Here is a 22,904-nt window from a genome sequence, read left to right as displayed (position 1 = left end):
GGGCGGAGTCTCATATTTGTCACGCACGGGCTTTCCTGCACGACATCAGGAACCGGGGAGAGCGAACAACGTTGCCTTGAAATAAGCAACGCTTCGCGGCATGGTCGAAGCACAGAAGGTTTCATCGAATCGCAGGAGAACAGGCCCATGAACTTCAAGACAAGCGCTGCTTTGCTTTCAGCCGCCATCGCGGTGTCTTCATGCGTCGCGCCGGGTCCCTCCCAGCAGACCTCGATGGCGCCTTCGCTTTCCCGCGGCCCGGCCGTCGACGGTCGCTGGATCGACCGCAACGGCATCGTATCGACATTCCAGAACGGCGCCTTCTCCACCCGTTCGACCGATACCAACACGCTTCTGGCCTCCGGCACCTATGTGACGATTTCGCCGACGCTTTACGAAATCAACATGACCTCGCTGGTGCGCAACACGCAGTCGCGCGTCAACTGCGCCCTCGTCTCCCCGTCACAATTGAACTGCACGACCGACACGAACAGCCAGTTCTCGCTGACGCGCCAAGGCTGATAACGTCACCTTTTCAAAGAGATGATCTTCTGGAACGCACGCCTCAGGCGTGCGTTTTCGTTTATTGTGCGCCTGTCATAATTTCGCTTGCGGCGATTGCCGCTAAATGGAAACATCGCGCTTTGAAAGACTGACATGATTTCAGATTAGAAAATGAGCACGGCCGGAGGATGATCGACCACCGGGCTTCCGCTTTGAACAGGAGAGAGGGACCATGAAGAAAATTTTGGGACTGGGCATGCTGAGCGTTTCGGCGATAACGCTTTCGGCCGGAGCGGCTCTGGCCGATTACGAGCTCAACATTCTTCACATCAACGATTTTCACTCCCGTATCGAATCGATCAACAAGTTCGACTCGACCTGCTCGGCGGAAGAAGAAGGCAAAAACGAATGCTTCGGCGGCGCCGCCCGTCTTCTGACTGCAATCAATCAGACCCGTGATGCCCTGAAGGCTCAAGGCAAGAATGTCCTCCTGCTCAATGCTGGCGACAATTTCCAGGGATCGCTGTTCTACACCACCTACAAGGGCACGGTGGAAGCGGAAGTACTGAACGCCATGAAGTTCGACGCCATGACCGTCGGCAACCATGAGTTCGACGACAGCGAAGACGGGCTTGCCGGCTTCCTAGACAAGGTGCAGTTCCCCGTCGTGACCGCCAATGTGGTGGCCACCGCCGCCTCGAAAATCGGCGACCGCGTCAAGCCGTCCATCGTGCTCGAAGTCGGCGGACAGAAAATCGGCATCGTCGGCGCGGTCGCAAACGATACGGCGGAACTGGCAACGCCCGGTCCCAATATCACCATCGCCGAAGATGTCGCGAAAATCAGCGAGCAGGTGCAGAAGCTGAAGCAGGACGGCGTCGACAAGATCATCGCGCTGACCCATGTCGGCTATCCGCGCGATCTCGAATTCATCGCCAAAATCCCTGACGTCGACGTCGTGGTCGGCGGCCACACACATACGCTGCTTTCCAACACCGACCAGAAGGCCGAAGGCCCCTATCCCACCCTCGTCGACAATCCCGGCGGCTATAAGGTTCCGGTCGTGCAGGCCGGGCAGTACAGCAAATATCTGGGCGACCTCAAAGTGGTCTTCGATGACAGTGGCGTGGTCAAGGAAAGCAAGGGCGATCCAATCCTCATCGACTCCTCCTTCAAGCCCGATGAAGCCACGCTGAAGCGCATCGATGAGCTGAAGGCGCCGATCGAGGCTCTGAAGTCGAAGGTCGTCGGCTCCTCGGAAGGCCCGATCGAGGGAGACCGCAAGGTTTGCCGCGTGAAGGAATGCTCCATGGGCAATCTGGTGGCGGATGCAACGCTTGCGCGCGTCAAAGATCAGGGCGTGACCATCGCTTTCGCCAATAGCGGCGGCCTGCGCTCCTCCATCGATGCCGGCGATGTCTCCATGGGCGAAGTGCTGACGGTTCTGCCGTTCCAGAATACCGTCGCAACCTTCCAGCTGAAGGGCGAGGATATTCGCGCCGCCCTCGAAAACGGCGTCAGCCAGATCGACGACGGCGCTGGTCGTTTCATGCAGGTCTCCGGCCTGAAATATTCCTTCGACCGCTCGAAGCCCGCCGGCGGCCGGGTCGTTTCGGTCGAGGTCAAGGAAGGCGACGCTTTCGTGCCTCTCGATCCCGCCAAGACCTACATCGTCGCGGCCAATAATTACGTGCGTACCGGCGGCGATGGCTTCAAGGTCTTTGCGACCAAGGCCATCAACGCCTATGACTTCGGCCCTAACCTCGAGGAAGCCGTTGCGGCCTATATCACCGCCAACAGCCCCTATAAGCCCTACACGGATGGCCGTATCAGCGAAGTGACGCCTGCCGGTTATGTCGCGCCGGCAAAGCCTGCGGCACCTGCGCCGGCAGCAACCGCACCTGCGCCGGCCGCCACACCCGCTCCCGCAGCACCTGCAGCCACAGCACCGGCCGCCACGGCTCCGGCCACGGCGACGCCCGCAGCCGCCGCTGCAGCCGCCAGCAAATATGTCGTTGAAAAGGGCGACTCGCTCTGGAAGATCGCAGCCGAGAAATATGGCGACGGCGCTCTCTGGAGCAGGATTGCCAAGGCAAACACGCTGAAGCATCCGAACCACATCGAGATCGGCGAGGAGCTGGAGCTGCCGGCTCAATAAGCCGGACGGGAACAGACAGGGCAATTTGCCGCAGACAGGAAACCGGCCCTCGGAAATCGGGGCCGGTTTCTTATTTTCCTTTTAAAAACAAATCCTTACAGATCAAATTTTGGCAAAGGACATCCTGCAGCGCCCCCCGCCCCGGAAATAGCCTCCGCCGGTGGTTTAATCCTGAAAAATTTCGTCTAGAACACGTGAACAAATTGATAGCACGAGCGTATAGCTCGGGCATCGCCGGCCCAACCCCGTCGCGGTTTGCGTTCGGCGCGCATAAACAGAAGATGGAGCGTTTCCGCCCTTGTCCGAAACGGAACCGCTCCTCACGCAACCAGTCCGAGTTTCAGGGTGTCATTCATGGCGACAGAACTATCCGCACTCCCCGCAAACCATCCCCACACAGCATTTGGCAAGGTCGGCGTCCTGCTCGTCAACCTCGGCACGCCTGACGGTACGGACTATTGGCCGATGCGCCGTTATCTGGCGGAATTCCTGAGCGACAAGCGGGTAATCGAATGGTCGCGTCTCTACTGGTATCCGATCCTTTACGGCATTGTTCTCAACAAGCGCCCTCAGAAAGTCGGCAAGGCCTATGAGGAGATCTGGAACCGCGAGCGCAATGAAAGCTATCTGCGCACCTATACTCGCAGCCAGGGCGAGCTGCTGGCGGAAGCGCTGAAGGACCTGCCCAATGTCGCGGTCGACTGGGGCATGCGTTACGGCCAGCCCTCCATCGCCTCCAAGATCGACGCGCTGAAGGAACAGGGTTGCGAAAAAATCCTGCTTTTCCCGCTTTACCCGCAATATGCCGCATCGACCACGGCAACCGTGAACGACAAGGCTTTCGAGCATCTGATGAAGCTGCGCTGGCAGCCCGCCATCCGCACCGTACCGCCCTATCACGACGATCCGGCCTATATCGAAGCGCTCGCCACCTCCGTCAAAAACCATCTGGCGACGCTGGACTGGGAGCCGGAAATGCTGATCACCTCTTTCCACGGCATTCCGCAATCCTATTTCAAAAAGGGCGATCCCTATTATTGTCACTGCCAGAAAACCGCCCGGCTGCTGCGCGAGGCGCTGGGGCGGACAGAGAAAAATTTCATGATCACCTTCCAGTCGCGTTTCGGACCGGAAGAATGGTTGCAGCCCTATACCGACAAAACCGTGGAAAAGCTGGCGTCGGAAGGCATCAAGCGCATCGCCGTAATGAATCCCGGCTTTGTTTCGGATTGTCTTGAGACGCTGGAAGAAATCGCCGGTGAAGCGGGCGAGATTTTCCTGCATAATGGCGGAGAGAAATTTACCCATATTCCCTGCCTGAACGACAGCGCCGAGGGCATGAATGTTCTCGAAAAGGTTGTGCGGCGGGAGTTGCAAGGATGGGTGTAATCTTGCCATAACCATGCCGGGGTAAAACCCGGACGGTTCCGATCAGGAGGAAAAGTGATGATTGCATTGGGCGGTTTCGACATCGTCGTCATGGCAGCGGTGGTTCTCGTTATTCTGGTGCTGTTTGCCGGCATCAAGACCGTCCCCCAGGGGCATCGTTACACGGTTGAACGGTTCGGGCGCTACACCCGCACACTCGAGCCGGGCCTGAACCTCATCGTGCCGTTCTTCGAAACCATCGGTTCGAAAATGAACGTGATGGAGCAGGTCCTGCATATACCGACACAGGAAGTCATCACCCGCGACAATGCCAGCGTCTCCGCCGACGCCGTCACCTTCTATCAGGTCCTCAATGCCGCGCAGGCCGCTTACCAGATCGCCAATCTGGAAATGGCCATCGAAAACCTCACCATGACCAATATCCGTTCGGTGATGGGCTCGATGGACCTCGACGAATTGCTGTCGAACCGCGACGCCATCAACGACCGCCTGCTGCGTGTGGTGGACGAGGCGGTGGGACCATGGGGCATCAAGGTCACCCGCATCGAAATCAAGGACATCGCACCGCCGAAGGATCTCGTCGATTCCATGGCGCGGCAGATGAAGGCCGAGCGCGAAAAACGCGCGCAGGTGCTGGAAGCCGAAGGCGCCCGCAATGCCCAGATCCTGCGCGCGGAAGGCGCAAAGCAATCCGCCATTCTGGAGGCGGAAGGCCAGCGCGAGGCGGCATTCCGCGATGCCGAGGCGCGCGAGCGTCTGGCCGAGGCCGAAGCCAATGCCACCCGCATGGTCTCGGAAGCCATCGCCGCCGGCAATGTCCACGCCATCAACTATTTCGTCGCCCAGAAATATACCGAGGCTCTGGCGGAGATCGGCACGGCGAAGAATTCCAAGATCGTGCTGATGCCGATGGAGGCTTCGGCGCTGATCGGTTCCCTCGGCGGTATCGGCACGATTGCGAAAGAGGTTTTCGGTGACAGGGGCGATGCGCCGACTGCGCCCGCCGCCTCCACAGCGCCCCGTTCCGTGCCGCCGACGCGGCCTTCCGGCCAGAGCATCAACGTCACGATCCCCGGTAATCCCTTCGGCGCTTCATCGGAGAAGTGATGATGTTGCAACGGCTTGCCACTGAGCTGGGACCATGGAGCTGGTGGATTGTCGCCTTCGTGCTTCTGGCCGCCGAACTCATCGCTCCCGGCGTATTCCTGATCTGGATCGGCCTCGCCGCGCTGGTCATCGGCGCGGTCTCGCTGCTTTTATGGGATGCGGCATTCTGGGCCTGGCAATTGCAGCTGGTGCTGTTTGCCGCGCTTTCCGTCGTGTTCGCCCTGCTCGGCCGGAAATATTTCGGCAGGAACCGGGCGGCAAGCGACGAGCCCTTCCTCAACCAGCGTGAGGCAAGCCTTGTCGGTCGCACCGCTACCCTCCAGGAACCGATTGTCGAAGGGCGTGGCCGGATCAGGCTGGACGATACCTGGTGGCCGGTCAACGGCGAAGACCTGCCGGCCGGCACCCGTGTGAGAATTGCTTCCGCACGCGGACGCACGCTGACAATCGAGCCGTTGGACCGATAGGTTTTCAGGAACATTTTTTCAGGATCGGCGGTGGCTTCAAGCCACGCCAATTCTCAAGAGATCGTGGAAATGCACCAGCCCGATGGGCCGGTTGTCATCATCGATGACAATCAGCGCGCCAATGTGGAATTTTTCCAGCGTCGCCAGCGCGCTGGTCGCCAGCACCGATTTTTTGACGGTCTTCGGCGTGCGGGTCATGATGTCATCGACCGTCATTTCGGCGAGGTTGCGCGACAGGTTTCGTGCCATATCGCCTTCGGTGACGATGCCGCACAGGCGGCCATCCTCGTCCAGAATGCCGACACAGCCGAAATGCTTGCGGGAGAGAACCCCGACCGCTTCCGGCATGGCCGTTCCCTTGTTGACCAGCGGCACACGATCGCCGGTATGCATGATATCGCTGACCAGCGTCAGGCTCGCCCCCAGCTTGCCGCCGGGATGAAACACCTTGAAATCGCCCGCGGTGAAATTGCGCGCCTCCAGCAGCGCAACGGCAAGGGCATCGCCCAGCGCAAGCTGCATCAACGTTGAGGTCGTCGGCGCAAGGCCGAGCGGGCAGGCTTCCTGCTCATTGGGAACCAGCAGCACGATATCGGAAGCCTGTGCCAGCGATGAATTTTCCGAGCAGGTGAGCGCGATCAACGGAATGGAGAAACGGCGCGAATAGTTGATGATGCTGCGCAGTTCGGCGCTTTCGCCGCCCTTGGAAATGGCCAGCACCACATCATCGCCGCCGATCATGCCCAGATCGCCGTGATTGGCCTCCGCCGCATGCACAAAAAAGGCAGGCGTCCCGGTGGAGGCGAAGGTGGCGGCAAGCTTCGCGCCTATGTGGCCGCTTTTACCGACCCCGGTAATGATGAGACGGCCATTCGACTGGCCGATGGTCTCGATCGCCTTGCAGAAGGGGTCTGAAAGACCGTTCCTCAGAGCATCCTCAAGGGCGGCAAGGCCAGCCCGCTCCATCGAAATCGTCCGCACGGCGGATTCGATGGCATTGTCTTCGACCAGTTTGACGGCGCGCGTAATCATGGCCGACTGTTACTCTTTCAGCCGGAATAAGTCCACTCTCCAGCCGGTGAGCGCCGGGTTTTAGTCGATGTCGTCCAAAAATGTTCGACGGTTTCAGTCCGACGACATGTCATCAATGACGCCGGTCCGGCGGAGAAATCTCCTCCATCGTTCCAAGCCGCTTGAAAGGGATGTTTTCCTCGTCGACCAGATATCGCCCGAGCGTCCTTACCCATGAGACCGAGCCGTCGCTGCGGCGCACGGCATATTCCTGATTATAAAAACTCGCGGCCTTCAGGGTGGTCAACGCCGTTTCGATCACATGGTTTCGATGATCGAGGTCCACTTTTTCAAGCATCTGAAAAATGCTGATGCCCTGCATCGCCTCCCGCAGCGGAATCCCGAAGAGTTCAGCACATACTTCATCTAGGTAGAAACGGTCATTGGTAATATCCCAACAATAAAAACCGACCTGCTTGGCGTTCAAAACGGGATTCATGAAACGGCGCTGTCACACAAAATAAAATTCAATACCACTTGCTGCGCAATAGACGATCAGCCGCTGTAAACTATAGGGCAATTCCGTGCCAAATTGAAACGTTTTAATCTTCTCATATTAGAATTTTTTTGCATTTATGACTATTCTTCTCCAGTAACCGAGGTGAGTGAAATCGAGCCGCCCGATTGAGCGATGGGATGTCTCTGCTTTTCCCTCGCCTGCCATAACGCTGAAATCCCGGCGATCTTTATCAACTGTTAACCATAAAAAACCTATTGTTAAAGCGATGTTAAAACTTGCGTCGCGTGTCTGGTCCCTGGTTTCTTCACGTCATTTCATCGGCCTGTCACTCATGGGCCTGAGGAGATGTCTTGTTGGCCCTTCGATCCGGCATCGGCCAAACTCGCCGGGTGAAAAGGAATGAGCGTGAAGGGCACCGCCACACGTCTGCCGACGTCGCGGAAAGCAGCAACCCTGCTGCTCGCCTGCACGATTTTTTACCCACAGGGAAGCACCTTCGCGCAGACTGCAACGACAGCCATACCGGTATTGCCGGGCAGCGCTTCTGCCGTCGACGGAGCAGCTTCCCCCACACCGGCGACGGACAATGGGGTGAGCACTGGCACGGGCGCTGTCCCGGCCACAGCTACACCCACGCCGGCACCGCAACTCTGGCGTCCGTCCAACAATCCCGGCGATCCGATTTACGAACAGCAGGACGAAGCGGGCCAACCCTATGCCGAAGGCGAAAACCCCTATGAGCCGACGGTGGACGGTGGCGAAAATCCACGGATAGCCACCGAACCCGGCCAGACGCCCGGCATCCGGCTCGGCACATTCCTGCTGCGGCCCTCGATCAGCCAGACGATCAATACGGAAAAGCAGACGAATACCGGCGGCCCTTCCAGACGCAATTATCTGACGACAGGCATACGCGGTACGCTCACCAGCGACTGGTCCCGTCACGCCTTGACGGTGACGGGCGACGGCGCCTGGGAGAGGAACTTCGGCAGCGACAAGGACGGCGAAGAACCCCGGGCCAGGATAGAGGCCGATCTGCGCCTTGATCTTGGCGAAGAAACGACGGCCAATCTCAAGGCCGGTTACGAATTCAGCCGCGAAGACACGACGGACCCCAATGCTCTCACCGGCGCTGCCGTGCAGGGCGGCGAACACCGCTTCACCACCGGCGCATCGATAGAGCGGGATTTCGGCAAGCTGCGCGGCCTGGCAGCGCTCGATCTGTCGCGCACGGTCTATACGGATGCGAAAGGCGTCGACGGCCGGCCGATCAGCCTCAGTGACCGCGACCAGAACGGCGCGAACCTGCGCGGACGCATCGGTTATGAATTGTCGCCGGCACTCATCCCCTTCCTCGAACTGAATGCCGGGACGACCAAATATGACAGGCGTCTCGACAATTCGGGCTATGCCCGCTCCTCCAATGCCTATGGGGCGAAGGTCGGCGCGGAAGTCGATCTTGGCGAGAAGACACGTGGCGAGGCCGCCATCGGCTATCTGCGCAAGCAATATGACGACGATCGCCTCGCCTCGATAGGCGCATTGACGCTGGATGGCGAACTCAACTGGTCACCTCAGCGGGGCACCAATGTCAATCTCGGCCTGCGCACGACGATAGAGGACTTTGCCGGCGGACCGCAGGGTGGCTGGATTTCCTATCGGCTGGATGCCGGCCTGACCCACGAATTGCGCAGCAACCTCGTTGCCCGCCTGACGGGACAGATCGTGCATCGCACATTCCCCTCTTCCGACATGGAAAATGCCGTTGAATATACCGCTGGCGCCGGCCTGACCTGGGGACTGAACCGCTATCTCGACCTGACGGCGGACGTCAGCTATCAGTGGACACCGGTTTATGACAGCAGCGAGCTGCGCGTCGGCGCAGGACTTGTCCTTAAGCGATAGGCTTCGGCCAAAAAGAAATCCCGGCGCTGAGGCCGGGATTCCGTTGTTGTTCTGGTGAATTACTTCAGCCCGTTGATCAGGGCCTTGATCGGCTCTTCGATCGCCGGGCGAATATCGCCACGCTCCAGCGCGAAGGCGACGTTGGCAAGAATGAAACCATCCTTGGCGCCGCAATCGAAGGTCTGTCCACGGAAATGATATCCGGAGAACTGCTGCGACTTGGCAAGCGTCAGCATGCCGTCCGTCAGCTGGATTTCGTTGCCGGCGCCACGCTCCTGATTTTCGAGAATGTCGAAAATCTCGGGCTGAAGAATATAACGGCCGTTGATATAGAAATTCGACGGCGCCGTACCCTTGGCAGGCTTTTCGACCATTTCAGTGATCTTGAAACCTTCACCCACGGCATCACCCACGCCGACGATACCGTATTTATGCGTCTGGTCGGGAGCGCATTCCTGCACCGCGATGACGTTGCCCTGGGTCTGGTCGTAAAGTTCGACCATGCCCTTGAGGCAGCTTTTCTGCGAATGCATGATCATATCGGGCAAGAGCACGGCGAAAGGCTCGTCACCGACGATATCACGGGCGCACCAGACCGCATGGCCAAGACCGAGCGGCACCTGCTGGCGCGTGAAGCTTGCAGTACCCGCCTTGGGCAGAAGGCCGGCCAGCAATGTCAGCTCGGCATTCTTGTTGCGCTCGCGCAGCATCTGTTCAAGTTCAAATTGAATATCAAAATAATCTTCGATCACCGCCTTGCCGCGGCCGGTGACAAATACAAAATGCTCGATGCCCGCTTCCGCCGCCTCATCGACGACGTATTGAATGACCGGCTTGTCGACGACGGTGAGCATTTCTTTCGGAACCGCCTTGGTTGCGGGCAGGAAACGCGTGCCGAGACCTGCGACCGGAAATACGGCCTTCCGAATTTTCTTCTGTTCTACCACATATCCCTCCTGAGAGATAAAACTTGATCACAATCCCCGCACGCTGTTGTTATTTCAAAAATAACAACGTTTTGTAAAGGGTGACGCTACCATCTATTAATGGTAAAGAATTTGTTGACGTTCTTTTGTTATCCATGATGACGCCCGATGCGTTTTCGCAATCGAAATGACATTCGAGAGAACGAAAGACAGACGATGACAAAGATGATCCTTTCAGATGTCCGCAAATTCGGCTGCATGGTCGTTGCAGGCCTGGCAATCTCGCTGGCGCCCGTTTCGGCCCGCGCCGATCAGGGATTCCGTCAGTGGATCAACCAGTTCTATGCAACAGCCGCGAAAGAAGGCATTAGCAAGGCGACCTATCAGAAGGCCTTTGCCGGTGTCAGCGAGCCTGATCCGGATGCGCTGCGCAAGGCCACCTTCCAGCCGGAATTCACCACGCAGATCTGGGATTATCTCGATTCCCGCGTCAATCCGTACACGGTGCGGATCGGCCGCGAGATGAAGATGAAGCACGCGACGACCCTCAACTGGATCGAGCGTAACTTCAATGTCGACAAGCACATCATTCTCGCCATCTGGTCGATGGAATCGAATTACGGCGCGGTTCTCGAAAAGCCGGAACGGCTGCACAACATCCCGCAGGCGCTGGCAACGCTCGCCTATTCCGATCCCAAACGCGCCAAATTCGCGCGTACGCAATTGATCGCCGCTCTGAAGATTCTCCAGGCGGGCGATGTCACGCCGAAACAGCTGACAGGCTCCTGGGCGGGCGCGATGGGTCACACCCAGTTCATTCCCACCAGCTACCTGCTTTATGCGGTGGATGCGGATGGCAACGGCAAGCGCGACATCTGGCACTCCGTTCCGGACGCGCTGGCAACTGCCGCCAATCTTCTTTCCAAAAACGGCTGGGAGCCTGGCCGGACCTGGGGTTATGAAACCGCCGTTCCGCGTGGCGGCGCCCGTTATGAAGGGCAAACGAAGACCATTGCGGAATGGACGAAGCTCGGCTTTGCCCGCCCGAACGGCAAGAACTTCACGCGCGGTTCTGATCGCGCCATGCTGAAATTGCAGGGCGGGGCAAACGGCCCCGGCTTCCTGATGATGAAAAACTTCTTCACCATCAAGAAATACAACGCCTCCGACAGCTATGCGCTCGCCGTCGGCCTGCTTGCGGATGAGATCGCCGGTTATGGCGGCATGCAGCAGAAATGGCCGCGCCCCGATGGGACGCTGGACATTCGTGAAAAATTCGAGCTGCAGACCCGCATGAAGGAACTGGGCTATTATGACGGCGAGGTGGATGGGAACTTCGGCTCCGGTTCGAAAGCCGCCATCAGCGCCATCCAGTCGCGCATGGGTATGGAAACCGATGGCCAGCCGTCGCAGCGGTTGCTGAGAGCCCTGCGCAATTGATAATGTGCCGGTGAATTCGGCGGCGGCGTGAGCGCCGCCGATGCATCCGGAAAGGTTGATGTCATGAGTAGGAAACCTGCGGCGAAGAACGGAAGAACCGGCTGGCGTTTCTGCGCCGTCCTTCTTTGCGCTGTCCTTACCGTGCCGCTCGTTCCTTTCGAAAGCTTCGCGCAGGAGCAACGGCGCACCCTGTTTGAAATGCTCTTCGGCAGACCGGTGGGCCGCGATGGCGGATCCGGGCGCGAATACCAGCCCCGCAACCGTCGCGACTTTCCGTCTGCTCCGCGCGAAAGATCGGTCACCCGCCCGCAACCCGCCAGAAAAGCGCCTTCGGTGGTGCAGATGCGAACCGCAAAGCCGGAGCCAGCCGCCAAGCTTGAAAATGCGCGGCGCGTTCTGGTCATCGGCGATTTTCTCGCCGGCGGCATGGGTGAAGAACTGGTCAATGCCTTCGCCAGTTCGCCTGCAATCGCCGTCGATGTGCGTGCCAATGGTTCTTCCGGCCTCGTCCGTACCGATTATTACGACTGGTTCACCAACCTGCCGCAATTCATCAGCGAGACCAAACCAGCCACCATCGTCATCATGATGGGATCGAACGATCGCCAGCAGATGCAGATCGGCGATATCAGGGAAAAGTTCGGCACGGAGGTCTGGTTCAAGGAATATGAGCGGCGGATCGACGAGCTTCTGGCCCTTGCCGGACGCCCAAAGGTGCCGCTCTTGTGGGTTGGCCTGCCCGCCTTCCAGTCGCCGTCGCTTTCGGCCGATCTCGTCGGTTTCAACCGCCTTTATCGCAGCCATGTCGAGAAATATGGCGGCGAATTCGTCGACGTCTGGGACGGTTTCGTTGATGAGGCGGGAAAATTCGTCATTACCGGCTACGACATGAACGGCCAGCAGGCCCGCCTGCGCGAGGCTGATGGCATCGGCATGACCCAGGCCGGCAAACGCAAGCTTGCGTTTTACGTCGAAAAATTCGTGCGCCGGCACCTCGATAGCGCCGGGCCGGACCTCGTGAAACTGGACGGCAGCAATCTGCCGGCGCTCACCTCCCTGCCCGCACTCGGCATCGATGCCGGGCAGGTGCGCACCCAGCCTATCAGTCTCACCGATCCCAATCTCGATGGCGGCGACAAGCTGCTGGGCGATGCTCCTTTGACCGCCGGACCGACACGCGTATCCGTGGTGGAATCGCCACGTGAGAGGTTGACCAAGCGGGGCGAAATGGCCGATGCACCGGCAGGCCGCATCGATGACTATCGTGTGGCGCCCGATACCACACAGGCAAAACAATAGACGCTTTCGCAGCTGCCTGACCGCCCCGCAGCGGGCGTAATGTTTAGGCAATCCGCGCATGACAGGATAGGTACAGCTTTGCAGGAATGCGGGGTTGGCCATCCACCATCCCCGGTCCCCTTTTTGCATGGCGACATCCATTTGACGGCGACGCCTCGCTTGTTTGTAGCGTCAGCGGCGCCGTCGTTTTTTGCCTTTCGCCGCGCCCCTTTCCGGACGGTACGCCGGACAATACCGAGATGAATTCATGCGCCTGCTGCTTGTTGAAGACGAACGCGAAATGGCAGCAGCCCTGTCCGCCGCGCTCCACCGGTTCGATATTATCGTGGATACGGTCGGCACGCTCGATCTTGCCCGTCACGCCATCATGGACGGCGTCCACGACCTTGTCGTGCTCGACCGGCAATTGCCCGATGGTGACGGCATCCAGCTTATCGAAGACTTGCGGCTCCTGCCCGTCACCCCGCCCGTCATCGTGCTCACCGCGCAGGGCGCGCTTGTGGATCGGGTGAATGGCCTGAACCTCGGTGCGGACGATTATCTGGCCAAGCCATTTGCCGTCGAGGAACTGCTTGCACGCATTCGCGCCCTGATGCGCCGGCCGGCGGGCACCGTGACGATGACGGCAAAACTGGGCAGGCTGGAATTTTGTTTCGAAACCCGCGAGGTGCATATCAAGGGTGAATTCCTTCCGCTGACCAGACGCGAACTGCTGATCCTCGAGGCCCTGTTGCGGCGACAGGGCAGAACGGTGCTGCGCTCATTGCTGGAGGAAGCCGTTTATAATTTCGACGATGAGATCCAGTCCAATGCACTCGATTCCCATATCTCCCGCCTGCGCCGCAAATTGGCGGCCGCGGATGCGGGCCTCGAGGTCCACGGCATTCGCGGCGTCGGTTACCTGCTGAGGGCAACCTCGTGAAGCTGGCCAGAAGAAAATCGCTCAAGCGCCGGCTCACCATTCAACTGCTGCTGTTCCAGATCGGCAGCCTGTTCTTTGTCACCGCCGCGATTGTCACCTATATGTCGAGCGGCGGCGCAGGCAGCGCGCTGCTCAGCCCGGAGGCGGCCCAGATAACCGCCAACGCGATCATACGGAATGAGGACAATCGGCTGGTTCTCCAAGAAACGCCCGAATTCATCAACCTGCGCAGCAATACCTCCGATTTCTGGTTCGTCGCGGTCAGCGAAAAAGGGGAGATCGTGCAGGGCGGGCAGGTGCCCGAGGCATTCAGCAACATGGATCAGCAGCTGAGCGACATCAGGGTCTCCGATGTGCGCGACGCGGCGCTGTCCTATTCCTACCTCGCCGTGGTGCGCATCGCCATTGTTCGCCGCGCTTCGGGGCCGGCCGGAGAATTCGTCATGATCGGCAAAGGCGGACCGTTCAGCATGACCTTCCCCGTTTTTTTGTTCTCGAACATATTGATCATGCCTGTCCTCATTCTCATGTCCATCGTGACGGTCATGACCATCCCCTGGATCATCCGCAGGGAATTCCGCGCCCTTTCCACCATTGCCCGCGCGGCGGAAACCATCGATATCGACAGGCGCGGATACCGATTGCCGGATGGCGATATTCCACGGGAGGTGCAGCCCCTCGTGCATGCCGTCAACGGCGCGTTGAAGCGGCTGGACGATGGCTACGAACGGCACAAGCGCTTCATTCTCGATGCCGCCCATGAATTGCGAACCCCCGTCGCCATTCTCCAGACCCGCGTTGAAACGCTGCTGGACGGCCCGGCCCGCAGCAGAATATTGGCGGATGCCAGCCGTATCGCCGTGCTGGCCGAACAATTGCTAGATTTGCAGCGCCTTGGCGGGCAGAAAGCACCGCTGGTTCCGCTTGATATCGTCGGCCTGTGCAGGTCCGTCGTCGCCGATATGGCGCCGCTTGCGATCTCACAGGGATATAATCTGTCCTTCGAGCCGGAAGAGGAACCGATCCTCGCCCTTGCCGATGATGCCTCGCTGCAGCGCGCTTTAATGAACATCGTGCAGAACGCCATTGAACATGGCGGCAATCGCGGAACCATCACTATAAGAGTGGCCTCAAACCGGGTGATCGAGATAGCCGATGAAGGAAATGGTATTCCCGAGGCGGAACGGGAACTCGTCTTTGATGCGTTTCACCGGCTGAGGCCGAAGGATCGCGGCACCGGGCTTGGGCTCAATCTCGTGCAGGAGATCGTCCGTTATCACGGCGGCGAGATCACCATCAGCGATTCCTCCACCGGCGGCGCCTGCTTCCGCATTGCGCTTCCCTATTGCTGAGGACACCCAAGTCAAACAAAAAGGCCTGTCGCGTCCGCAACAGGCCTTTCCAATTCTTATCGGTTCCGCCTGCTTAGCGCGGAAGAACGGTCGCACCCATCAGCGCCTCATCTATCGCGCGCGCCGCCTGGCGGCCTTCGCGGATCGCCCAGACCACCAGTGATTGGCCACGGCGCACGTCGCCCGCCGCCCACAGCTTGTCGACCGAGGTCTTGTAGTCCGTTTCGTTGGCGATCACATTGGTGGAGCCGCGACGGTCGGTGTTGAGCGTCAGCTTGCCTTCCATTTCCTTCAGCACGCTGTCCGTGAAGGGACCGGAAAAGCCGATGGCGATGAAGGCGAGATCGGCCTTGATGATGAATTCCGTGCCGGCAATCGGCTTGCGGCGGTCATCCACCTGACAGCACTTCACACCGGTCAACACGCCGTCTTCGCCGACGAATTCGAGCGTCGCCACCTGGAACTCGCGGATGGCGCCTTCGGCCTGCGAGGACGAGGTGCGCATCTTGGTCGCCCAGAAGGGCCAGACGGCCAGCTTGTCTTCCTTTTCCGGCGGCATCGGGCGGATGTCGAGCTGCGTGACCTTCACCGCACCCTGACGGAAAGCCGTACCGACGCAGTCGGATGCGGTATCGCCGCCGCCGACAACGACGACATGCTTGCCGCCGGCAAGAATCGGATCGGCCGGCCAGCCGACGCTGTCGATATTTTCGCGACCGACGCGGCGGTTCTGCTGCACGAGGTAAGGCATGGCATCGTAGACGCCATGCAGATCGGCACCGCCGATACCGGCCGGACGCGGGGTTTCCGAACCGCCGCAATAAAGCACGGCATCGTGGTCGGCGAGAAGCGCCTCGACCGTTACATCCACGCCGACATTGACGCCGCAATGGAAGGTGACGCCTTCACCCTTGATCTGCTCGACACGGCGGTCGATGAAGTTCTTCTCCATCTTGAAGTCGGGAATACCGTATCGCAGCAGGCCGCCGGGCTTGGATTCGCGCTCATAGACATGGACCTCGTGGCCGGCGCGGCCGAGCTGCTGCGCAGCCGCCATGCCCGAAGGACCGGAACCGATGATGGCCACCTTCTTGCCGGTGTGGATCGTCGCCGGCTTCGGCACGATGAAGCCCAACTCATAGGCCTTGTCGGCAATCGCCTGCTCGACAGTCTTGATGGCGACCGGCGCATCCTCAAGGTTCAGCGTGCAAGCCTCCTCACAAGGCGCGGGACAGACGCGGCCGGTAAATTCCGGGAAGTTGTTGGTGGAATGGAGGTTGCGGATCGCCTCTTCCCAATTGTTGTTATAGACCAGATCGTTCCAGTCGGGGATCTGGTTGTGCACGGGACAGCCGGTCGGGCCATGACAATAGGGAATGCCGCAATCCATGCAGCGCGCCGCCTGCTTCTGCACCTCGGCATCCGACATCGGAATGGTGAATTCGCGGAAATGGCGAATACGATCCGATGCGGGCTGATACTTGCCCACCTGCCGGTCGATCTCCAGAAAACCTGTAACCTTGCCCACGTTTATGTCCTCACATCAAAGCGGAGCGCCTGTCGGGCCCCAGTACCAGTAAGCGAAACCAAAAGCCGCCCCCAGCACGATGAACTCAAATCCGGTCTCGCCGCTCGTCCAGATGATCGCCGTGGGAACGGCGACCGCGATCATCAGCGAGACCAGTTGGTGTAATTCTCACGCGGCGGATTACTCCGCCGCCACGCCCATGCGCATGCGCTCCATTTCCTCAAGCGCACGGCGGTATTCGACCGGCATGACCTTGCGGAATTTCGGACGGAACTCGCTCCAGCGGTCGAGTATATCCTTGGCGCGCGACGAGTTCGTGTAATGGAAGTGGTTGGAGATCAGCTGGTAGAGGCGCTCCTCGTCGTGGCGCGTCATGTCCTCGGAAACGTCCACGCGTCCTTTGTGCATGAGGTCGCCGCCGTGATGGTGCAGCTTCTCCAGCATGTCGTCCTCTTCCGGAACCGGCTCCAGCTCGACCATGGCCATGTTGCAGCGGGTGGCGAAATCGCCCTTCTCGTCGAGAACATAGGCCACGCCGCCGGACATGCCGGCCGCGAAGTTACGGCCCGTTTCACCGAGAACGACGACGATGCCGCCGGTCATATATTCGCAACCGTGGTCGCCGACACCTTCGACAACCGCGACCGCGCCGGAGTTACGCACCGCGAAACGCTCGCCAGCCACGCCACGGAAATAACACTCGCCGGTGATCGCACCGTAAAGAACGGTATTACCGACGATGATCGAGTTTTCCGCGACGATACGGGTGTTTTCCGGCGGACGCACGATGATGCGGCCACCCGAAAGGCCCTTGCCGACATAGTCGTTGCCGTCACCCACCAGATCGAAGGTGATGCCACGGGCGAGGAAAGCGCCGAATGACTGGCCCGCCGTACCCTTGAGGGTGACGTGGATCGTGTCGTCTTTCAGACCCTTGTGACCCCAGCGCTTGGCAAGCGCACCCGACAGCATGGCGCCGGCGGAACGGTCGACGTTCTTGATCGGCACTTCGAAGACCACGGGCTCGCGGTTTTCGAGCGACGGCAGGGACTTCTCGATCAGCTTGCGGTCGAGAATGTCATCGATCGGATGCTTCTGGCGCTCGGTCCAGAAGGTTGCTTCCTTCGGAGCCTCGACCTTGTGGAAGATGCGGCTGAAATCCAGCCCCTTGGCCTTCCAATGCGCCAGCATCTCATCCTTCTCCAGCAGCTCGGAAGCGCCGATGATCTCGTCCAGCCTGGTAACGCCAAGCGAAGCGAGGATTTCGCGCACTTCTTCGGCCACGAAGAAGAAGTAGTTGATGACGTGTTCCGGCGTGCCCTTGAAGCGCTTGCGCAGAACCGGGTCCTGCGTGGCAACGCCGACAGGGCAGGTGTTGAGATGGCACTTGCGCATCATGATGCAACCGGCCGCAATCAGCGGCGCGGTGGCAAAGCCGAATTCATCCGCACCGAGCAGCGCGCCGATGATGACGTCGCGGCCGGTCTTCAGACCGCCATCCACCTGCAGGGCAACGCGCGAGCGAAGACCGTTCAGCACCAGCGTCTGCTGGGTTTCGGCAAGACCGATTTCCCATGGGGAACCGGCGTGCTTCAGCGAGGTGAGCGGCGAAGCGCCCGTGCCGCCATCGAAACCGGCGACGGTGATATGGTCGGCGCGCGCCTTGGCGACACCGGCCGCAACCGTGCCGACGCCCACTTCAGACACCAGCTTCACCGAAACATCGGCTTCCGGGTTGACGTTCTTCAGGTCGTAGATCAGCTGCGCCAGATCTTCGATGGAGTAGATATCGTGATGCGGCGGCGGCGAGATGAGGCCGACGCCCGGCGTCGAATGCCGGGTTTTGGCAACAGTCGCATCCACCTTATGGCCGGGCAGCTGGCCGCCTTCGCCGGGCTTGGCACCCTGCGCCACCTTGATCTGCAGCATATCGGCATTGACAAGATATTCGGTCGTCACACCGAAGCGTCCGGAAGCGATCTGCTTGATGGCGGAGCGTTCCGGGTTCGGCTTACCGTTCAACAGCGGCATGTAACGGTCGGATTCTTCGCCGCCCTCACCCGTGTTGGACTTGCCGCCGATGCGGTTCATGGCAATCGCGAGCGTGGTATGCGCCTCACGGCTGATCGAGCCGAAGGACATGGCGCCAGTGGAGAACCGCTTGACGATATCAGCCGCCGGCTCGACCTCATCGATGGAAACCGGCTTGCGGCCGAGCGCTTCCGCCGACTTGACCTTGAACAGGCCGCGAATGGTGTTCATGCGCAGCGCCGTCTCATTAACCATGCCGGCGAATTCGCGGTAGCGATCCTGGCTGTTGCCACGCACGGCGTGCTGCAGCGAGGCGACGGCATCCGGCGTCCAGGCATGGCTTTCGCCGCGCATGCGATAGGCGTATTCGCCGCCAATATCGAGCGTGTTGGCGAGGATCGGGTCCTTGCCAAAGGCCGCCGTGTGGCGTGCCACGGTTTCTTCGGCAATCTCCGTCAGGCCGACACCTTCGATGGAGGTGGCGGTGCCGAAGAAATACTTCTCGACGAATTCCGAGGAAAGGCCGATGGCGTCGAAAATCTGCGCGCCGCAATAGGACTGGTAGGTGGAAATGCCCATCTTGGACATGACCTTGAGGATGCCCTTACCCACAGCCTTGATGTAGCGATAAACGACTTCATCGTCGGAGACTTCCTTCGGGAAGGCGCCGTGCTTGTGCATGTCGAGCAGCGTGTCGAAGGCGAGATAGGGGTTGATCGCCTCGGCACCATAACCGGCCAACAGACAGAAATGGTGGATTTCGCGCGGTTCACCGGTTTCCACAACGAGGCCGACCGAGGTGCGCAGACCCTTGCGGATCAGGTGATGGTGCACGGCGGCCGTCGCCAGAAGGGCGGGGATCGCGATGCGGTCCGGTCCGAGCTGGCGGTCGGAAAGAACGATGATGTTGTAACCGCCGCGAACGGCCGATTCCGCACGCTCGCACAGGCGGTCGAGCATTTCAGGCATGCCTTCGGCACCGCGCTCCACATCATAGGTGAAGTCGAGCGTCTTGGTGTCGAAACGGTCTTCCGTGTGGCCGATGGAGCGGATTTTTTCCAGATCGCCATTCGTCAGGATCGGCTGGCGCACTTCCAGACGCTTGGCACGAGCCGCACCTTCATGGTCAAGAATGTTCGGGCGCGGACCGATGAAGGACACGAGGCTCATGACAAGCTCTTCGCGGATCGGATCGATCGGCGGGTTGGTCACCTGCGCGAAGTTCTGCTTGAAATAGGTGTAGAGCAGCTTCGACTTTTCCGACATGGCCGAAATCGGCGTATCGGTGCCCATCGAGCCGATGGCTTCCTGACCGGTCGTCGCCATCGGCGACATCAGGAGCTTGGTATCTTCGCTGGTGTAGCCGAAGGCCTGCTGACGGTCGAGCAGCGACACGTCGCGGCGCAGCGCGCGCGGTTCAACCGGCTTCAGCTCTTCGAGGATGAGCTGCGTGCGGTCGAGCCAGGTGCGATAGGGGTGCTTGGCGGCAAGCTCGTGCTTGACTTCCTCGTCGGAAACGATGGAGCCCTTTTCCATGTCGATCAGCAGCATCTTGCCGGGCTGCAAGCGCCACTTCTTGACGATGCGCTCTTCCGGCACCGGCAGCGTGCCTGCTTCCGACGCCATGATGATACGGTCGTCATCGGTGACAAGGTAACGCGCGGGGCGCAGGCCGTTGCGGTCGAGCGTTGCGCCGATCTGCTTGCCATCGGTGAAGGCGACGGCGGCCGGGCCGTCCCACGGCTCCATCAGCGCTGCGTGATATTCGTAGAACGCCTTGCGTTCGGCCGACATGGACTGGTTGCCGGCCCAGGCCTCCGGGATCAGCATCATCACGGCATGGGCCATGGAGTAGCCGCCGCGCACGAGGAATTCGAGCGCGTTGTCGAAGCAGGCGGTATCCGACTGGCCCTCATAGGAGATCGGCCAGAGCTTGGAGATATCGTCGCCGAACAGCACGGAGGAAACCGACGCCTGACGCGCCGCCATCCAGTTGACGTTGCCGCGCAGCGTGTTGATTTCGCCGTTATGGGCAACCATGCGGTAGGGGTGCGCCAGCTTCCAGGACGGGAAGGTGTTGGTGGAAAAACGCTGATGCACGAGGGCGACGGCGGATTCGAAGCGCGGATCGGCCAGATCCTTGTAATAGGCGCCCACCTGATAGGCGAGGAACATGCCCTTGTAGACGATGGTCGAAGACGACAGCGAAACGGGATAGAAATCCTGCGTTTCCTTGCCGCCGCCTTCGTCATAGATGCGGTTGGACAGTACCTTGCGGATCAGGAACAGCTTGCGCTCGAAATCGGCATTGCTCGCGGCATCGCGGCCGGCGCCGATGAAGACCTGCACGTGGTGCGGTTCGGTCGCTGCGATATCCGGCGCCTTGGAGAGCGAGGAATTGTCGACCGGCACATCGCGGAAGCCGAGGAACTGCTGCCCCTCTTCGCCGATGACGTCGACGATGACCTTCTTGTAGTGCTCGATGCGGGAAGGATCGCGCGGCATAAAGATGTGGCCGACGGCATATTCGCCGGCCTTCGGCAGCGTAACGCCCTGCGCGGCCATTTCCTCGCGGAAGAAGCGGTCGGGAATCTGCACGAGAATGCCCGCACCATCGCCCATCAGCGGATCTGCGCCGACGGCGCCGCGATGCGTCAGGTTCTCAAGGATGAACAGGCCGTCCTTGACGATCTGGTGCGACTTGGCGCCCTTCATATGGGCAACGAAGCCGACGCCGCAGGCATCATGTTCATTGGCCGGATCGTAAAGACCCTGCCTTTCCGGCAAACCGCCCGCGAAACGCGCTTTCGCAGAAACGGGTGCGGCCGCAGCCGCGGTGGGACAGTCTGTGGTCAGGGTGGCGGCGGCGATTTCCGCCTGCGGCTTGTTCGTCATTTTTGTCCCTCCTGCAAAATTACTTGCATGGTTTCATGCGAAGATCCGGCTCGACCACGAATTTTCGCTTCCCGCAAAATCCGCATTCAATCCGGCTCGACCAAATTTAGGACAGCAAAGCTGTCTCAATTCACGAGGATTTTGGCAGAAACAGGCGAATTTAGCAAGGGTGCGAATCCAATTAGTGAAAGCCCCTTTTTGCAGCGAAGTTTCGATACTGACCTATTGCGCGAAACTTTCTTATCGCAACACCCGCGGAGCCATTGCTTTCATTGCCGGATTTGCCAATCGCAATCTTAGGCCATAGAACTTTGCCGTTCATCGCGCCACGCATTCCCAAACCAGAACCCCAGCCATCGGAAAGCCTTCAGAGATGTTTTTTGCTTCAGACAATTGGGCCGGCGCCCACCCTGCCGTCAACGAACGGCTTTCGCGGGAATCCACGCGCTTTGCCGCCGCCTACGGCACCAGCGAACTCGATCTCTCCATCGAAAAGCGCTTCAACGAGATTTTCGAGCGCGAGGTCGCGGTGTTTTTCGTCGCCACCGGCACGGCGGCCAATTCGCTTTCGCTGGCCAGCATCGCCCGCGCCGGCGGCCTGACCTTCTGTCACTCCGAAGCGCATGTGATCGAGGACGAATGCGGCGCGCCGGATTTCTTTTCCGGCATGCGCATGGTCGCCGTCGAGGGACCGAACGGCAAGATGCTGCCGGAGAACCTCATCGAGCGCATTGCGCGTTATCCGCAGGATGCCGTGCATCACGGCCGCGCCGCAGCCATCACCATGACGCAGGCGACCGAGGCCGGCACGGTCTACACGCTCGATGAAATCGACGCCATCGCCAAAATCGCCAAGGATAACGGCGTGCCGCTGCATATGGATGGCGCGCGCTTTGCCAATGCGCTTTCCGCGCTCGGCACCACGCCGGCCGAAATGACTTGGAAACGCGGCGTTGACGTCCTGTCTTTCGGCGGCACGAAAAATGGCTGCTGGTGTGCGGAAGCCATCGTGTTTTTCGATCCTTCGCTCGCCCGGGATTTCTCCTTCCTGCGCAAGCGCACCGCTCAACTTTTCTCGAAATCGCGTTTCATCGCCGCGCAATTCGAAGCCTATTTGCAGGACGACCTGTGGCTCGGTCTCGCAAGCCATGCCAATGCCATGGCCAACCGGCTGCGCGCCGGCTTCGGCTCGCTGAACAGCGCCCGCCTCGCTTGGCCGACCCAGGCCAATGAAGTTTTCGCCATTCTGCCGAAGGCTGCCGCAGAAGCCGCCACGGCAAAGGGTGCGAAGTTCTATGACTGGCTGGAGCCGCGCGACATGCCGGAAAAGGTCGGCAAGGACGAAGTGCTGATCCGTATGGTCACCAGCTTTGCGACGACCGAGGCCGATGTCGACGAATTCCTGTCGATCTGCGCTGCCGTTTAAACTATCGGAGGGCGTCGCCTTGCG

At 59.8% G+C, this 22,904-nt stretch carries 17 protein-coding genes; 11 read left to right on the top strand and 6 right to left on the bottom strand.

All coding sequences use genetic code 11. From position 1 onward, the window contains the following. Positions 1–147: 147 nt before the first annotated feature. The 5 genes from omp10 to PIB16_RS06430 all read left to right on the top strand — a co-directional run bounded on the left by omp10 (position 148) and on the right by PIB16_RS06430 (position 5,625). Positions 148–522 (top strand): outer membrane lipoprotein Omp10, encoded by a 375-nt coding sequence (omp10, locus tag PIB16_RS06450; RefSeq protein WP_003506132.1) that lies wholly within the window; start codon positions 148–150, stop codon positions 520–522. Positions 523–736: 214 nt separating this feature from the next. After that, positions 737–2,662 carry a 5'-nucleotidase C-terminal domain-containing protein gene (locus PIB16_RS06445; protein WP_125144963.1) on the top strand — a complete coding sequence of 642 codons (1,926 nt, stop codon included), beginning with the start codon at positions 737–739 and terminating at the stop codon, positions 2,660–2,662. A gap of 354 nt (positions 2,663–3,016) precedes the next feature. After that, positions 3,017–4,051: a ferrochelatase gene (gene hemH, locus PIB16_RS06440; RefSeq protein ID WP_125144964.1), complete on the top strand. Its 1,035-nt coding sequence runs from the start codon at positions 3,017–3,019 to the stop codon at positions 4,049–4,051. Between the two features lie 57 nt (positions 4,052–4,108). After that, positions 4,109–5,158 carry an SPFH domain-containing protein gene (locus PIB16_RS06435; protein ID WP_065656520.1) on the top strand — a complete coding sequence of 350 codons (1,050 nt, stop codon included), beginning with the start codon at positions 4,109–4,111 and terminating at the stop codon, positions 5,156–5,158. Positions 5,159–5,160: 2 nt separating this feature from the next. After that, complete coding sequence (locus PIB16_RS06430) at positions 5,161–5,625, top strand: NfeD family protein (protein ID WP_031233584.1); 465 nt, start codon at positions 5,161–5,163, stop codon at positions 5,623–5,625. A gap of 36 nt (positions 5,626–5,661) precedes the next feature. On the opposite strand, the gene PIB16_RS06425 is transcribed toward PIB16_RS06430, so the two are convergent. Beyond that, entirely contained in the window at positions 5,662–6,657 is a 996-nt protein-coding gene (locus tag PIB16_RS06425; protein WP_003519544.1) for a KpsF/GutQ family sugar-phosphate isomerase, read from the bottom strand. A 112-nt stretch (positions 6,658–6,769) separates the two neighbouring features. Then, entirely contained in the window at positions 6,770–7,135 is a 366-nt protein-coding gene (locus PIB16_RS06420; protein ID WP_065656522.1) for a PAS domain-containing protein, read from the bottom strand. 420 nt (positions 7,136–7,555) lie between these two features. Here PIB16_RS06420 and uppP point away from each other — a divergent pair, with 420 nt between their 5' ends. Continuing rightward, complete coding sequence (gene uppP, locus PIB16_RS06415; protein ID WP_271045232.1) at positions 7,556–9,061, top strand: polysaccharide biosynthesis protein UppP; 1,506 nt, start codon at positions 7,556–7,558, stop codon at positions 9,059–9,061. A gap of 59 nt (positions 9,062–9,120) precedes the next feature. On the opposite strand, the gene galU is transcribed toward uppP, so the two are convergent. Continuing rightward, positions 9,121–10,008, bottom strand: coding sequence for a UTP--glucose-1-phosphate uridylyltransferase GalU (galU, locus tag PIB16_RS06410; RefSeq protein ID WP_065656524.1), 888 nt, complete (start codon positions 10,006–10,008; stop codon positions 9,121–9,123). Positions 10,009–10,203: 195 nt separating this feature from the next. Here galU and PIB16_RS06405 point away from each other — a divergent pair, with 195 nt between their 5' ends. The 4 genes from PIB16_RS06405 to PIB16_RS06390 all read left to right on the top strand — a co-directional run bounded on the left by PIB16_RS06405 (position 10,204) and on the right by PIB16_RS06390 (position 15,000). Further along, positions 10,204–11,427: a lytic murein transglycosylase gene (locus PIB16_RS06405; protein WP_003519550.1), complete on the top strand. Its 1,224-nt coding sequence runs from the start codon at positions 10,204–10,206 to the stop codon at positions 11,425–11,427. 63 nt (positions 11,428–11,490) lie between these two features. Beyond that, positions 11,491–12,726 (top strand): SGNH/GDSL hydrolase family protein, encoded by a 1,236-nt coding sequence (locus tag PIB16_RS06400; protein WP_078052055.1) that lies wholly within the window; start codon positions 11,491–11,493, stop codon positions 12,724–12,726. A gap of 247 nt (positions 12,727–12,973) precedes the next feature. Continuing rightward, positions 12,974–13,648 (top strand): response regulator transcription factor, encoded by a 675-nt coding sequence (locus PIB16_RS06395; protein WP_271045231.1) that lies wholly within the window; start codon positions 12,974–12,976, stop codon positions 13,646–13,648. Next, on the top strand, positions 13,645–15,000 hold the full coding sequence (locus PIB16_RS06390) for a sensor histidine kinase (RefSeq protein WP_065656527.1): 1,356 nt from the start codon (positions 13,645–13,647) through the stop codon (positions 14,998–15,000). Before PIB16_RS06395 ends, PIB16_RS06390 begins: the two co-directional genes overlap by 4 nt. A gap of 73 nt (positions 15,001–15,073) precedes the next feature. Here the strand turns inward: PIB16_RS06390 and PIB16_RS06385 are convergent, their stop codons facing one another. From PIB16_RS06385 to gltB, 3 genes are read right to left on the bottom strand one after another with little or no spacing between them, the layout of a single operon-like run. Further along, positions 15,074–16,528: a glutamate synthase subunit beta gene (locus PIB16_RS06385; protein ID WP_065656528.1), complete on the bottom strand. Its 1,455-nt coding sequence runs from the start codon at positions 16,526–16,528 to the stop codon at positions 15,074–15,076. Between the two features lie 15 nt (positions 16,529–16,543). Next, on the bottom strand, positions 16,544–16,672 hold the full coding sequence (locus PIB16_RS06380) for a hypothetical protein (RefSeq protein WP_271040152.1): 129 nt from the start codon (positions 16,670–16,672) through the stop codon (positions 16,544–16,546). Between the two features lie 36 nt (positions 16,673–16,708). Then, on the bottom strand, positions 16,709–21,454 hold the full coding sequence (gene gltB, locus PIB16_RS06375) for a glutamate synthase large subunit (RefSeq protein WP_065656529.1): 4,746 nt from the start codon (positions 21,452–21,454) through the stop codon (positions 16,709–16,711). Positions 21,455–21,827: 373 nt separating this feature from the next. Here gltB and PIB16_RS06370 point away from each other — a divergent pair, with 373 nt between their 5' ends. Continuing rightward, complete coding sequence (locus PIB16_RS06370; protein WP_271045230.1) at positions 21,828–22,880, top strand: threonine aldolase family protein; 1,053 nt, start codon at positions 21,828–21,830, stop codon at positions 22,878–22,880. Positions 22,881–22,904: the final 24 nt, after the last annotated feature.

The organism is Agrobacterium sp. ST15.13.015, from assembly GCF_027871645.1.
Lineage (GTDB): Bacteria > Pseudomonadota > Alphaproteobacteria > Rhizobiales > Rhizobiaceae > Agrobacterium > Agrobacterium leguminum.
This window is presented reverse-complemented; position numbering and strand designations above follow the sequence as displayed.